Source organism: Agrobacterium sp. CMT1 (assembly GCF_037203725.1).
GTDB lineage: Bacteria > Pseudomonadota > Alphaproteobacteria > Rhizobiales > Rhizobiaceae > Agrobacterium > Agrobacterium pusense.
The window spans coordinates 139,990-154,212 of sequence record NZ_JBBCAR010000018.1 but is presented as its reverse complement, the minus strand read 5'-3'; the positions used below and the strand labels follow the sequence as shown (position 1 = coordinate 154,212).

Genomic DNA, 14,223 nt, shown 5'->3' with positions numbered 1-14,223 from the left:
GCCGTTTGTGTAACCCGAGAATGGCCGCCCCGCAATTGATCCCTGTCAACAGGGTATCGTGCGTTGCGGTTTCCTCAATCCATAACATTGCGCAGTGCCAAAGCGGCGAAGAAAGGGCCGGTCACGGCTGAAAATAACGTGATCGCGCAGAGAATGAGAAAGGGTGGCAGGAAAGGCGCCGGGTCCTGCACTGCCGCGTAGGAAGCGCTGACACCGAAGATCAGCACCGGAATGGCGAGCGGCAGGACGAGGATGGAGACCAGAAGGCCGCCGCGTGGCAGGGCAACGGCAACCGCCGCCCCTACCGCGCCGATGAAGGTGATGGCGGGAGAGCCGACGAGAAGGGTGAGCATCACCGCGCCGATTGCCACCTCGTCCATGTTCATGAACAGGCCGAGAAGGGGCGATGCCAGCACCAGGGGCAGGCCCGTTGATACCCAGTGCGCCAGGCATTTGACGAAGACGGTCAGCACCAGCGGCGTTTCCTGCATCAGGATGAGATCGAGGGAGCCGTCGTCGCGTTCGGCCTGGAACAACCGGTCGAGGCCGAGAAGGGCGGACAGAAGTGCGCCGATCCAGACAATGGCCGGGCCGATACGAGCAAGCAGGTTGAGATCGGGTCCAACGCCGAAAGGGATGACGGCAACCACTGTCATGAAGAACAGGACGCCGATCAGCGCGCCGCCGCCGGCGCGGATGGAGAGCTTGAGATCGCGGAGGAAGAGAGCGGTCATTGGGGCGACCTCGGTGGGTGTAGTTTACCCCCCTCTGTCCTGCCGGACATCTCCACCTCAAGGGGGGAGATCGACTCGCGGTTAGGTCTCGTCCAACTCAATGCTCGAGAATCGAGTGGCTGTAGCCCCTCTTGCCGATCTCCCCCCTTGAGGGGGAGATGCCCGGCAGGGCAGAGGGGGGTAAGCCGCGTGCACATCGCCATCACGCCCAAGCCTCCACGCCCGCGAACCCGGTCATTTGTAACTCCTGCGCCTTCTCCAGCCCCAAAGGCTGATGGGTTGCCGCCAGCACGATCCCGCCTTTTGCAAGATGACCTTTCACAAGGTCGGTAAACATGTCGTCTGCCGCCCTGTCGAGCGCCGCAGTCGGTTCATCGAGAATCCATACCGGCCGCCATGCGACAAGGAGCTTTGCCATCGCGAAGCGGCGCTGTTGACCGGCGGACAGGTAACCGAAAGGCAGGTGGGTAATGCCGGCAAGGCCGACACTCTCGGCCGCTTCGTCAATCGCTACGCCCGCCGCGCCATGAAAGTCTCCAAGGAAATCCTTCCAGAAGCGCAGGTTCTCGGAAACTGTCAGTTCCGTCTTCATCGCATTGCGATGGCCGAGATAATGGCACGCTTCCGAAGGGCGCATCTCGGCTTCTATTCCTTCGCCGGCTATCTTCACTTGCCCCCGCTCGGGTCGCAACAGACCGGCCACCGTGCGCAGCAGCGTCGATTTTCCCGAGCCGTTACGCCCGGTCAGCACCAGCGCCTCACCGTCGCTTAACTTGAAGGAAATGTTCATGAATATGAAATCTTCGCCGCGTCGCACGCCAAGATTTTCCGCCGTCAGATGCATGCTGCGGTTCCGATTAAAATTTGCCGTTCGATCATAAAAAAATCGATTAGCGTCGTGGAATGGTCTGGCACGTTTGTCTGAAATTATCTATATGGGTGTCAACACGCCAGCGGCCGGCGTGAACATCATCTTGCGCCGGACTTGACGATTGCGAGGAGCAATTTTCACGTGCGGACAGCGGAAATGGTCGTACCCGCATCCTGATGTGCATGAGTGCATAGGTGTCCGCACGAACGTGTTGGCTATCAGTGTAAGCGGGGTTTTTATCCATGCCCAAATCACTCGACAGTTTCAAATGTCGTTCCGTTCTTACCGTCGATGGTAAGGACTATGTCTATTTCAGCCTGCCCAAGGCTGAAGCCAATGGCCTGAAGGGCGTTTCCAAGCTGCCCTATTCCATGAAGGTCCTGCTCGAAAACCTCCTGCGTTTCGAGGACGGCCAGTCCGTTACCAAGGAACACATTCTGGCGGTTTCCGAATGGCTCAACAACAAGGGCCTCACCGAAAACGAAATCGCCTACCGCCCCGCCCGCGTTCTCATGCAGGACTTTACCGGCGTTCCTGCCGTGGTCGATCTTGCTGCGATGCGTGATGGTATCAAAGCGCTGGGTGGCGATCCCGAAAAGATCAATCCGCTGGTTCCTGTCGATCTCGTCATCGACCACTCCGTTATCGTTGACGAATTCGGTACGCCGAACGCTTTTGCCCGCAACGTCGAACTTGAATATGAGCGCAATGGCGAGCGTTACCGCTTCCTCAAGTGGGGCCAGCAGGCATTCAAGAACTTCCGCGTTGTTCCCCCCGGCACGGGTATCTGTCACCAGGTCAACCTGGAATATCTCGGCCAGACCGTCTGGACCAAGGAAGAGGACGGCGAGACCATCGCTTATCCGGATACCTGCGTCGGCACGGATAGCCACACGACCATGATCAACGGCCTCGGCGTTCTCGGCTGGGGCGTCGGCGGTATCGAGGCTGAAGCGGCCATGCTTGGCCAGCCGGTTTCCATGCTTCTGCCTGAGGTCATCGGCTTCAAGCTGACTGGCAAGGTTAAGGAGGGCGTCACCGCGACTGACCTCGTTCTGACCGTCGTGCAGATGCTGCGCAAGAAGGGCGTCGTTTCCAAGTTCGTCGAATTCTTCGGCCCCGGCCTTGATTCGATGTCTTTGGCCGACCGTGCGACCATCGGCAATATGGGCCCGGAATATGGCGCGACCTGCGGCTTCTTCCCGGTTGACAGCGAAACCATCAATTACCTGACGATGTCCGGCCGTGCAAAGGATCGTATTGCCCTCGTGGAAGCCTACTCCAAGGCCCAGGACATGTGGCGCACCGGCGACGGTTCCGATCTTGTCTTTACCGACACGCTCGAACTCGACCTCGGCGACGTCGTACCGTCCATGGCCGGCCCGAAGCGTCCGGAAGGCCGCCTGCCGCTCGAAACCATCGCGCCCAATTTCGCGACTGCTCTCGAAAACGACTACAAGAAGCCCGGCCAGCTTTCGAGCCGCTACGCGGTTGAAGGCGAGGACTTCGATCTTGGTCACGGCGATGTGGCAATTGCCGCCATCACCTCCTGCACCAACACGTCCAACCCCTCCGTCCTCATCGCTGCCGGCCTTCTCGCCCGTAACGCTGTCGCCAAGGGGCTGACCTCCAAGCCATGGGTGAAGACGTCGCTTGCACCTGGATCACAGGTGGTTGCCGAATATCTCGACAAGTCGGGCCTTCAAAAGGATCTCGATGCGATCGGTTTCAACCTCGTTGGCTTCGGCTGCACGACCTGCATCGGCAACTCCGGCCCGCTGCCGGCGCCGATCTCCAAGACGATCAACGACAAGGGCCTGATTGCGGCCGGCGTTCTCTCCGGTAACCGCAACTTCGAAGGCCGTATCTCGCCTGACGTGCAGGCGAACTATCTGGCCTCTCCGCCCCTCGTCGTCGCTTACGCTCTTGCCGGTACGGTCCAGAAGGACCTGACCAAGGAGCCGATCGGCAATGATAAGGACGGCAACCCGGTCTATCTCAAGGATATCTGGCCGACCTCGAAGGAAATTCAGGAGTTCATCCTGAAATACGTTACGCGCGAGCTTTACGAGACGAAGTACGCCGACGTCTTCAAGGGTGATGCCAACTGGCAGGCCGTTCAGGTGCCGCCGGGTCAGACCTATGCCTGGGACGACAACTCGACCTATGTCCAGAACCCACCCTACTTCGTGGGCATGGGCAAGACGGGCTCGGGTCTCAAGAACATCAAGGGCGCGCGCGTTCTCGGTCTCTTCGGCGACAAGATCACCACCGACCATATTTCTCCGGCCGGTTCGATCAAGGCGGCATCGCCTGCCGGTGCTTATCTCACCGAGCATGGTGTCGGCGTTGCCGACTTCAACCAGTACGGCACACGTCGTGGCAACCACGAAGTGATGATGCGCGGCACCTTCGCCAATATCCGCATCCGCAACCACATGCTCGGCCCGAACGGCAAGGAAGGTGGCTACACCATTCACTATCCGTCCAAGGAAGAGATGTCGATCTATGACGCGGCCATGAAGTACAAGGCTGAGGGCGTTCCGCTCGTCATCTTTGCAGGTGTCGAATATGGCAACGGCTCATCCCGTGACTGGGCGGCCAAGGGTACCAACCTGCTCGGCGTCAAGGCGGTTATCGCGCAGTCCTTTGAGCGTATTCACCGTTCGAACCTGGTCGGCATGGGCGTCGTCCCCTTCGTCTTTGAAGAGGGAACGTCCTGGGCGAGCCTCGACCTCAAAGGCGATGAAATCGTTGAGATCGACGGTCTCGAAGGCGAGATCAAGCCGCGTGAAAAGAAGATCGCCAAGATCACTTACAGCGACGGCACGGTGAAGGAAGTTCCGCTTCTTTGCCGTATCGATACGCTTGATGAAGTGATCTACATGAACAATGGCGGTATTCTGCAGACCGTTCTGCGCGATCTGGCTGCGTAAAGCTTCGACAATCGAAGGCGCCGGGAGGAATCCCGGCGTCTTTCCGTTTCAAGTCGCTTGTTTTGTGATTGTCGCTCACCCCTTCGTGACTTTCTATTGAAGGGCGTTAGACGTTATTTTCCGGTTTGCATCCCGGCGGAATTGATCGCATCAATTCGTCTGGATCTCTTCCGGACAAAGGTTTTTGTAATGCCGCTGAAATTCCCCCTGTCGATATGTCTTCTCGGCACGTTGCTCGTCACCTCCGCGCAGGCGCAGGAGGCGGTGAAGGGCGTCGTCGAATTGTTCACATCGCAGGGATGTGCATCCTGCCCCCCGGCGGATGAGGCCCTGCGCAAGATGATCCAGAAGGGCGACGTCGTCGGTCTCTCCTACCATGTCGATTATTGGAACTATCTCGGCTGGACGGATTCGCTCGCATCCAAGGAAAATACCGAACGGCAATACGGTTACATGCGTGCACTCGGCCGCAACGGGGTCTACACGCCGCAGGCCATTCTGAACGGCCGTGACCACGTAAAGGGCGCGGATGTGCGCGGGATTTATGACAGGCTCGACTCGTTCAAGCATGAGGGCAAGGGATTGAACGTACCCGTCTCGTCAAAATTTGCGGGTGATGAGGTGGAGATCGATATCGGTGCCGGCAGCGGCAAGGCCGATGTCGTCGTCGCATATTTTACCCGGGAGCAGACCGTGGATGTGCAGAAGGGTGAAAATCAGGGGAAAAAAATGTCCTACTGGCATAGTGTTTATGACGTGCAGACGGTCGGCATGTGGGACGGTTCGCCGATGACGGTAAAGCTGCCGGCGAGCGTGGTGGCCAAGGTAAAAAAGGGCGGGTGCGCCGTGCTGTTGCAGACGGCGAATGCAAGCGGTGATCCCACGGCAATTGTCGGTGCAAGTATTTTATTGGGGAACGAAACGCCATAATCGCCGATCTGGCGATTGAAGATCCGGTCCGGGCACTGGGGGCTGGGGGTAAAGGGTCAATGCACCGGACCGGGTCATCTTGGTGCCTAGGCATCAATTGACAATGCGACTATTCCACCCAATTCAGGCCATGGTTTGACCGAAATACGGCAGGCGCCCGTAAAATGGGTGCCTAAATGGTTACCGTTTTTACCCTGCTTTTGCGCGGGACTGTTTGTCGGTGATGTTGGGGCAGATGCTCGTTGTCGCATTGTTTTCCTGCCTGCAGAGCTTTCGAAGCCGAGAAACCCCATCTGGTTCCTGTGAGCGCCGTAAGTCGACAACACTTGCAATTTCGAGCCGCCAAGCTCACATTGATCTGATGATTTGGGTGGAATCGGAGGTACTGGATGACCGATCAACCGGATGTGCAGCAGGCTCAAACCGCTTCACGCGACAGCTCCACCGTTATCGATCTCCGTGAATACAAGAAGAACAAGGATCCATTGCCGGTGACCTTTCACCGCCGCGAGCTGGATGCGATTTTGCGCATTTATGGCCGCATGGTGGGAGAAGGGGAGTGGCGGGATTACGCCATCGATCATCTGAAGGAAAAAGCGGTGTTTTCCGTCTTTAAACGGTCGGGAGAAATGCCGCTCTATAGGATCGAAAAGAACCCCAGGTTGGCGGCGAAGCAGGGAGCTTACAGCGTCGTGAATGTGGATGGCCGCATTCTGAAGCGCGGCCACGAGCTGCCGCAAGTCCTCAAGGTTTTCGACAAGGTTTTGAAACTTATCGAATGAGCTCCAGTAACGTCAGTCTCCTGCCTTAACGGACGATCAGGCGCATTGGGCGAAATGAGGTAATAAAAAAGGCGACCCTGAGGTCGCCTTTCTTTTTTCCGTAGGACCCAATCCCTTAGTCGTCGCGGTTCCCGAGGAACTGCAGGAGGAAGGTGAAGAGGTTGATGAAGTCGAGATAGAGCGTCAGCGCACCCATGATGGCCTTGCGGCCGGCGACTGCAACATCGTCGGCATCGAAATACATTTCCTTGATCTTCTGGGTGTCGTAGGCGGTCAGGCCTGCGAAGATCAGCACGCCAATCGCGGAAATCGCGAACTGCAGCGCGGAGGATGCAAGGAAGATGTTGACGATCGAAGCGATGATCAGACCGAACAGGCCCATGATCAAGAACGAACCCATGCCAGACAGGTCTTTCTTGGTCGTGTAACCGTAAAGCGAGAGCGCACCGAACGAGGCCGCGGTCACGAAGAAGGTCTGCACGATGCTCTGGCCGGTGTAGACCAGGAAGATCGAGGAGAGCGAAACACCCATCAGCGCGGCGTAAACCCAGAAGGTCGTCTGCGCAGCGGAAACGCTCATGTTCTGGATGCGGAAGCTAAGGAAGAAGACCAGTGCCAGCGGAGCGAGCATCACGACCCAACGAAGCGGCGACGCGAAAAGCAGCTGCTGGACAGCCGGATTGGAAGCGGCGAGCGTATAAGTGCCGAACGCGGCAACGCCGGTGATGACCAGAGCCAGCGCCATAAGGTTGTAAACCTTGAGCATATAGGCGCGAAGACCTTCGTCGATCAGCGCACCAGACTGTGCACGCGTCTGCGCCATGCGGTTCTGGTAGTTATTAAAGTCAGCCATTGTTTCCTCTTTTGAGCTCCGTAATTGCTACGGTGTCGGGATACCTCCCGGGCGCCGCTGCGGAGCTTCAGCAAGCCTGCTCAAGAATATGATGGCAGAACGTGTTCGATACAAGGCCTTTTCCCGCCGAAAAGACACCGTATGCGCGAAAAGCGCTCACGTTTTGGCGATCATTACAAAGAATTAATCGTTAAAGTTAAGCGGCGCACAACCGATGATCATTCACCGGCCTGTCTGAGAACAGGCGCTGCCTTCTGCCCGAGAATCCGCCAGGTGCCGATGAGGCCGATGCCCACAGTCATCACAAGGGCGACGACAAGGGTTCCGATTGCCACATCCGGCAGGAAGCTGGAGGGTAGCTTCATGATGCGGGCGATCACGAACCATGCGGAGACACCGCCGGCGAAAAGCGCGAAGACGGCGGTGGCGAGACCGAGGATCATGTATTCATAGGAGAAGGCGCGTATGAGCAGGCTTCGCGTGCCGCCCAGCGTTTTCAGGATGACGGCGTCATGCGTACGGGCGCGATTGCCGGCCGCAAGCGCGCCGGCGAGAACCAGGACGGACGCAATGAGCGCAACGGCTGCGGCGGCGCGGATCGCGGTCGCGAGCTGGCCGACAAGCCGGTTGACGACGTCGAGCGCATCCTTCACGCGGACGCTGGTGATCGTGGGATAAGTATTGGTGACGGCGCGCAATATGCGGCCTTCGTCGGCCGCAGTTGCGGAAGGATCGGCAAGTGTTGCCAGCCAGGCATGGGGCGCGCCGCGGAAAGTATTGGGCGAAAACACCATGACGAAGTTGATCGACAGGGATTCCCATTCGACATTGCGCAGATTGGCGATCTTCGCCGTAATGCTGCGGCCAAGCACGTTGACGGTAACGCTGTCGCCAATCTTCAGGCCCAGATCACCCGCCTCTTTCGCTGCGAAAGAGACCAGCGGTTCGCCGCTATAATCCGTTGCCCACCATGCGCCCTCCGTCAGCTTGGCATTTTCAGGAATGTTTTCGGAATAGGTGATGCCGCGGTCACCACGCAGCACCCATCGCCCGGACGAGGGTACGTCCATTTTCGTCACGTCTTCTCCGTTGAGAGCGAGGATGCGGCCGCGCAGCATCGGCACTTCCGTCAGGGTGCCATGCGGCGCTTCCTGTTTGAGAAGATCGCGGAAGCCTTGCACTTCGCTGCCCTGAATATCGACGAAAAAGAAATTCGGCGCTTTCTCCGGCAGGCTGTCCGTTAGTTCGCGGCGCAGGTTGCCGTCGATCAGTGTCAGCGTCACGAGGAGGGTCAGGCCGAGGCCGAGAGAAAGAACCACCGAGGGGGTGAGTGCGCCCGGTCGGTGAATATTGCCGATCGCCAGTCTCAGCGCAGCCGAATGAACGCGCGGACTGCGCTTGGCTATGGCCTTTACGCCGGAGGCAACCAGCCGCAGCACTACGAAGGCAAAGGCAATGGCCGCGAGGAAGACCGAGGCTATGAAACGGTCTTCCGCCGAGAAGACAGCAAGGGCCGCAAGCGCCGCCAGAAGCACACCGGTCGCGGTCAGATAAGGCCAGGACGGCAAGCTTCCCTCCTCGAAACCCTGTTCGCGGAAGAGCGCCGTAGCCGGCACCTCGCGTGCCTGACCGAGTGGTACGATGGCGAAGGCGAGTGTCGTCAGGAGGCCGAACAGGGCGGCGAGACCGAGCGCGCCGGGATAGAAGGCAAGTTCTTCCGGCACTGGCAGCACGCCCTCCAGAAACCGCATGGCGATGAGTGGCGCAACGGCACCGACCATAAGCCCGATGACAATGCCGACGGCCGCAATGAAGGCGATCTGGAAGAGATAGGTCATGGTGACCACGGAGGCTGGCGCACCCAGGCATTTCAGCGAGGCGATGGTGGTGCGCTTGGAATCCAGAAATGCGCGAACGGCATTCGCGACGCCGACACCGCCGACGATCAGGGCAGTGAGGCCAACCAGCGTCAGAAACTGCGAGAACCTGTTGACGTTTTCGGTGAGCGACGGGGCAGCCCGGTCGCTGGTGCGGATCGACCAGCCGGCATCGGGAAAGGCCTTGTTGGCTGCATCGGTCATTGCCGCCCGTGCTGCAGGATCGTTCAGCTTGATCTTGTAAGCGTGTTCGACGAGACTTCCCGTCTGAACGAGACCAGAGGCGAAAAGGGCGTCGCGGCTGACCATCAGTCGAGGAGCAAAACCGAAACCATCAGATAGGGCATCCGGCTCATCGATCACGGTGCCGTTCAGTTTCAACGTCACATTACCGAGCAGGATCTCATCGCCGACCTTGATTCCGAGCCGTTCCAGCAGAAGCGGCGCGGCAATCGCGCCATAGGTGTCGTCATTTCCGGCCAGAAGCTCGCTCAGCGGCCGGTTCGGCTCGGCCACGAACGTTCCATAGAGCGGGTAGGAGCCGTCAACGGCCTTTACTTCCGTCAGGGTCTGTTCTGAGCCATTGGCGAGGCGCGCCATGGAGCGTAGACCGGTGGAAACCGCGACGGTGCCGAGACTATCGAGGTAAGCGCGCTCTTCTGCCGTCACTTCCCTGTTGCGCAGCTCAAAACGCACGTCGCCTGCCAGTATGGACTGCCCCTCCGTGGCGATGGCGCTGGTGACCGCGCGCGAGACGGAATTGACGGCGGCGATGGCGCCGGTTCCAAGCGCGATGCAGGCGAGGAAGATGTAAAAGCCCCGCAGGCCGCCGCGAATTTCGCGCCGCGCGAGCCTTGCGGCGTTTCTGACATTTGCAAAAGACGGAAGAAAGATTCCGGTCATGCGGATACCGCCCGAGCCATCTGTGAGCGGGCGCTGTCGCCCTCGATTTCGCCGGAGCGGACCTTGATCTGCCGTGAGCATCGGGCCGCCAGCGAGGGATCATGGGTAACGAGGATCATCGTCATGCCGCGCTCGGCCTGTTTGGCAAACAGAAGATCGGCGATCTGTTTGCCCGTGTCGGTATCGAGGTTGCCGGTCGGTTCATCGGCTATCAATACGGCTGGCGACGGGGCGAGTGCGCGGGCGATGGCCACACGCTGCTGCTCGCCGCCGGAGAGCTGTCCGGGATAATGATTGAGGCGCTCGCCGAGACCGACAGCGACCAGTTCACGCTCGGCGATTTCGAACGGGTTCGGAACGTTTGCCAATTCCAGCGGCACTGCGACATTTTCCAGTGCGGTCATGTTGGCGATGAGGTGGAAGGACTGAAAAACGATGCCAATGTTGCGGCCGCGGAAATCCGCGAGCGCGTCCTCACCGAGCTCGTGCAGCGGCGTATCCGCAATGATGATTTCGCCGCTGTCGAGCCTCTCGAGCCCGGCAAGCACCATCAGAAGTGTCGACTTTCCCGATCCGGAGGGGCCGACGATGCCAACCGCCTCGCTCTCTCTGATTGAGAGATCGATGTTCTTGAGAACGTGGACGGAGGCGGCGGCATTGCCGAGCGTGAGGTCGGCTTTCTTCAGCTCTATGATGCTTTTCGTCACAATTCTCGTTCCTATATAGGGTGATGAAAACGGTCTGGCGGTAGATGCGGTCAGTATTTCAGGCAATGGGAACCAAGTTAGGAAAGCCGTGATGAGATTTAAAGCTGCCCTGTTTCACTTCATCGTCATTTTCGCCACCGCCCTTTCCGCCACTGCTGGCTTCGCCCAGGAGAGGACATTGCAGCTGGTTGGCCTCGGCGACAGCCTGATGGCGGGTTATCAGCTTCCCCCGACTGACAGCTATACCGCACAGCTTGAAGCTGCATTAAAGGCCAGGGGGATCAATGTCGCCATCGCCAACGCAGGTGTGTCCGGTGACACTTCCTCAGGCGGTCTGGCGCGGGCGGAATGGTCTGTTCCCGATGGCACTGACGGCGTCATTCTGGAACTGGGCGCCAACGACGCCCTGCGGGGAATTCCGCCGGAACAGACCGAAAAGAACCTCGACACCATCATTTCCGGTTTTCAGAAGCGCAACATAGCCGTGTTGCTGGTCGGTATTATGGCGCCGCCAAATATGGGTGATGATTATGCAAAGCGCTTCAATCCGATATTCCCGAAGCTTGCGGAAAAACACAACCTGCCGCTTTATCCCTTCTTTCTGGATGGCGTGGTGACGGATGATGCGCTGAAGCTGGACGACAAGATGCACCCCAATACCAAGGGGGTGGCAGTGATGGTCGAAAAATCTTTGCCGGCTGTTGAAAGCTTCATCAAGACAATCGGTGCGCAAAAAAAATAAGCACTTGCGCCCGTCTGCATTGCGTGATTCGCTATGCTTGTTCTGCCAAGAGATTCGGGGAGCTCGCCATGCCGAGACTGTTTACCGCCCTCGAAATTCCGCGCAATGCGGCGATGAGCCTCTCATTGTTGCGCGGTGGTCTGCCGGGAGCCCGGTGGATCGATGTGGAGAATTATCACATAACCCTGCGTTTTATCGGTGACATCGACGGTCGTACCGCCGATGAGGTCGTTGACAGGCTGGACCGGATAGACCGGCCGGAATTCCAGCTCAACCTCACCGGAATGGGCTCCTTCGGCTCCAAGAAGCCGCATTCCATCTGGGCTGGCGTTTCTCCCTCGCCCGAAATGCATGCGCTGCAGGCGGAAATCGAGAGAATCTGCCAAAGGATCGGTCTCCCGCCCGATCCGCGCAAGTTCATGCCCCACGTCACGCTGGCGCGGTTGCGCTCCTCCCGCGTGGACGATGTGGTGCAGTATCTTTCCGGACGCGGCAACTTCCGCACCTCACCCTTTACGGTAGGGCGCTTTGTGCTGATGTCGTCGAAGGAATCGGTGGGTGGCGGGCCCTATATCGTCGAAGAGGTGTTTCCGCTTCACGAGGCGCGGTCCAGCTCGATCTTTTCGAGCAGCGATCTGCATCCCGCCAAAAGCATGTTGTAAACTGTGAGGAATCCGTCCTCGGCCCCGTAGTAGGGATCGGGGATGTTCTCGCGATGCCCGGCGGCATATTCCATGAAAAGATGGATTTTGTGGCGGTGCCTTTCGGAGCTCAATCGCAGCAGGTTCGCCAGATTGTTTTCGTCCATGGCGAATACCAGATCGAAGGTCTCGAAATCCGCCGCAGTGACCTGTCTCGCCCGTTGAAGTGAAATATCGATACCGTGCCGGCGCGCCATGGCGATGGATCGCGGATCGGGCGCGTCACCCCTGTGCCATCCGCCGGTGCCGGCGGAATCGACGGTAAGCTGATGAAGCGCTGCGCTGTCGGCAAGGTTCCTCAAAATCCCTTCGGCCAGCGGTGAGCGGCAGATATTGCCCATGCAGACGAAGAGAATAGCTGTATGTTTCATGGAATATGCGTCGATCCGGTCGTTGAAGAGTTAATGGGTTTTAAAGCGGAGGCAAATTCATGAAATATCCCAGACTCGAGCCCGATGCCATCCGGCAGGCCCTGCAGAAACTGGAGGGTTGGTCCCTGCGGGAAGACGGGGCGGCGATCGTCCGTTCCTTCAAGTTTTCCAGCTTTGCGGAAGCCTTCGGTTTCATGGCTGAATCCGCACTCGTCGCAGAGCGGCTCAATCATCATCCCGAATGGTCCAACGTCTATTCGCGGGTCAAGGTATGCCTCACGACCCATGATTCGCAGGGTGTGACGGAGCGCGATTTTCTTCTGGCCGAGGCCATGCAGAAGGCCGCTGCCGGCCGAGGCAATTGAACGCTCCGCCTTAAATCCCATATAATAGCCGTGACCGGAGGACCGTCGATCATGGATGATGTAAAAATCGGTGAAATTCTTCTGCCGGGTGAAACCGACAGGCAGCGTGAGCGCGAAGAGGTTGTTCGGGCCAGGTTCTGGCCGAAGCTGAAACGTGTCATGTCGAAAGTGCCGTTTGCCCGCGATGCGGCCGCGGCCTATTATTGCGCGATCGATCGCGACACGCCGCTGCGCGCCAAGGGTATCATCCTCGCTGCGCTGGCTTATTTCATCATGCCTTTTGATGCCGTGCCGGACATGCTGGCCGTCGTCGGTTTTACTGATGACATAGCCGTCATTACCGCAGCGCTCGCGATGATCCGCGCCAATATCAAGATGGAACATTACGACGCGGCGGACGCCATGTTGAAGCGGCAGCAGGAAGCCGGGTAACGCCTCTGTGATCTGCCCGTTCCGGCGCGCCCGACGGGCGACAAATTCTTGCCTGAATTTATGTGTCATACACACGGAGGAAGGATGTCGCACGCCCTTCTCCTCAGGGCGTCGGGAGTCGCCAATCTGTAACACTGCAAGACGTTTCCGGCATTTTATGCGTGTTGTTGACGGTTTGGTAACCGCTTCCCGACCACAATGAGAAAAGACGATCCGCACCTGAACGTGGCCGATCCAGACTCTGGGCTCGCCGATGCTTCGGGCCAATGGAAGACAATAACCCGGCAGGAAATTCTATGTTTGTAAGAAGTGTAGCAACCGCAGCGGCCATTTTGCTGACCAGCGTCGGCGTAGCATCTGCACAGTCGCCCACGCGCATCCAGCAGTTCAATGCTTGGGGTGCCTATTCGTACAAATCGGGCAACAGCACCGTCTGCTACGTTCTTTCCATTCCCACCGCTAAGGAACCGGCGAGCGTCGACCACGGCGATATATTCTTCATCGTCTCCCAGCGCCCGGGCCAGAACATCTCCTACGAGCCGCAGGCCATGGTAGGTTATCCGCTGAAGCAGGGTTCGAAGGTCAATGTGACGATCGACAACAAAAATTTCGTCATGTTCACCAAGGACAAGGCCGCCTGGGTTGAAAACGCTGCGGAAGAACCGGCTCTCGTGGCTGCCATGAAGGGCGGCAAGTCCATGACCGTCAAGGCAGTTTCCGGCCGTGGCACCGCGACCTCCTATTCCTATTCGCTGTCGGGTATTTCGGCTGCTCTCAAGCAGATCGAGAGCTGCAAGTAACGCTGACCCTTCATCGCGTTTGACAATGGCCGGTCCTAGACCGGCCATTTGCGTTTTTGCCAGTTTGATGCTAAAGGCGCGGCAATATTGACAGGCGGATGCGCGAAAAGTGCTCCGCCTTTGATTTTCTCGACATGCAGACGATTTTCCGCCTTCCCGACAGGCCGGTCGTGCGACGCATGGAACGATGGGATAACGTGATGTCCGTAATGCAAGCTC

The 14,223-nt window shown here is 58.4% G+C and carries 14 protein-coding genes; 8 read left to right on the top strand and 6 right to left on the bottom strand.

All coding sequences use genetic code 11. The features are described 5' to 3' along the window. Positions 1-74: 74 nt before the first annotated feature. Both ccmB and ccmA read right to left on the bottom strand, forming a co-directional pair. Complete coding sequence (ccmB, locus tag WA845_RS21960; RefSeq protein WP_004443913.1) at positions 75-734, bottom strand: heme exporter protein CcmB; 660 nt, start codon at positions 732-734, stop codon at positions 75-77. 202 nt (positions 735-936) lie between these two features. Then, positions 937-1,578, bottom strand: a complete 642-nt coding sequence (ccmA, locus tag WA845_RS21955; RefSeq protein ID WP_006698261.1) for a heme ABC exporter ATP-binding protein CcmA — start codon at positions 1,576-1,578, stop codon at positions 937-939. A gap of 269 nt (positions 1,579-1,847) precedes the next feature. Between ccmA and acnA the strand changes: the two genes are divergently transcribed. The 3 genes from acnA (at position 1,848) to WA845_RS21940 (ending at position 6,253) form a co-directional block, all read left to right on the top strand. Continuing rightward, complete coding sequence (gene acnA, locus WA845_RS21950) at positions 1,848-4,541, top strand: aconitate hydratase AcnA (RefSeq protein WP_022556961.1); 2,694 nt, start codon at positions 1,848-1,850, stop codon at positions 4,539-4,541. 189 nt (positions 4,542-4,730) lie between these two features. After that, positions 4,731-5,471, top strand: a complete 741-nt coding sequence (locus WA845_RS21945; protein WP_112553277.1) for a DUF1223 domain-containing protein — start codon at positions 4,731-4,733, stop codon at positions 5,469-5,471. A gap of 389 nt (positions 5,472-5,860) precedes the next feature. Continuing rightward, positions 5,861-6,253, top strand: coding sequence for a DUF2794 domain-containing protein (locus tag WA845_RS21940; RefSeq protein WP_004443903.1), 393 nt, complete (start codon positions 5,861-5,863; stop codon positions 6,251-6,253). A 115-nt stretch (positions 6,254-6,368) separates the two neighbouring features. Here the strand turns inward: WA845_RS21940 and WA845_RS21935 are convergent, their stop codons facing one another. From WA845_RS21935 to WA845_RS21925, 3 genes are all read right to left on the bottom strand, one after another. Continuing rightward, complete coding sequence (locus WA845_RS21935; RefSeq protein ID WP_006698258.1) at positions 6,369-7,106, bottom strand: Bax inhibitor-1/YccA family protein; 738 nt, start codon at positions 7,104-7,106, stop codon at positions 6,369-6,371. Positions 7,107-7,324: 218 nt separating this feature from the next. Then, positions 7,325-9,886 carry an FtsX-like permease family protein gene (locus tag WA845_RS21930; protein ID WP_112553164.1) on the bottom strand — a complete coding sequence of 854 codons (2,562 nt, stop codon included), beginning with the start codon at positions 9,884-9,886 and terminating at the stop codon, positions 7,325-7,327. Then, positions 9,883-10,593 carry an ABC transporter ATP-binding protein gene (locus WA845_RS21925; RefSeq protein WP_037090183.1) on the bottom strand — a complete coding sequence of 237 codons (711 nt, stop codon included), beginning with the start codon at positions 10,591-10,593 and terminating at the stop codon, positions 9,883-9,885. Before WA845_RS21925 ends, WA845_RS21930 begins: the two co-directional genes overlap by 4 nt. 91 nt (positions 10,594-10,684) lie before the next feature. Here WA845_RS21925 and WA845_RS21920 point away from each other — a divergent pair, with 91 nt between their 5' ends. Continuing rightward, complete coding sequence (locus tag WA845_RS21920) at positions 10,685-11,335, top strand: GDSL-type esterase/lipase family protein (RefSeq protein WP_112553166.1); 651 nt, start codon at positions 10,685-10,687, stop codon at positions 11,333-11,335. A gap of 68 nt (positions 11,336-11,403) precedes the next feature. Continuing rightward, positions 11,404-11,997 (top strand): RNA 2',3'-cyclic phosphodiesterase, encoded by a 594-nt coding sequence (gene thpR / locus WA845_RS21915; RefSeq protein ID WP_004443895.1) that lies wholly within the window; start codon positions 11,404-11,406, stop codon positions 11,995-11,997. Here the strand turns inward: thpR and WA845_RS21910 are convergent. Continuing rightward, positions 11,931-12,407 (bottom strand): arsenate reductase/protein-tyrosine-phosphatase family protein, encoded by a 477-nt coding sequence (locus WA845_RS21910; RefSeq protein ID WP_112553168.1) that lies wholly within the window; start codon positions 12,405-12,407, stop codon positions 11,931-11,933. The genes thpR and WA845_RS21910 overlap by 67 nt on opposite strands. Before the next feature lie 59 nt (positions 12,408-12,466). Between WA845_RS21910 and WA845_RS21905 the strand changes: the two genes are divergently transcribed. The 3 genes from WA845_RS21905 (at position 12,467) to WA845_RS21895 (ending at position 14,004) form a co-directional block, all read left to right on the top strand. Continuing rightward, on the top strand, positions 12,467-12,772 hold the full coding sequence (locus WA845_RS21905; RefSeq protein WP_004443891.1) for a 4a-hydroxytetrahydrobiopterin dehydratase: 306 nt from the start codon (positions 12,467-12,469) through the stop codon (positions 12,770-12,772). Between the two features lie 51 nt (positions 12,773-12,823). Then, positions 12,824-13,204, top strand: a complete 381-nt coding sequence (locus WA845_RS21900; RefSeq protein ID WP_112553170.1) for a YkvA family protein — start codon at positions 12,824-12,826, stop codon at positions 13,202-13,204. Positions 13,205-13,500: 296 nt separating this feature from the next. Further along, the gene (locus WA845_RS21895; RefSeq protein WP_003523183.1) at positions 13,501-14,004 is read left to right on the top strand and encodes an invasion associated locus B family protein; all 504 of its coding nucleotides are present in this window, start codon (positions 13,501-13,503) and stop codon (positions 14,002-14,004) included. Positions 14,005-14,223: the final 219 nt, after the last annotated feature.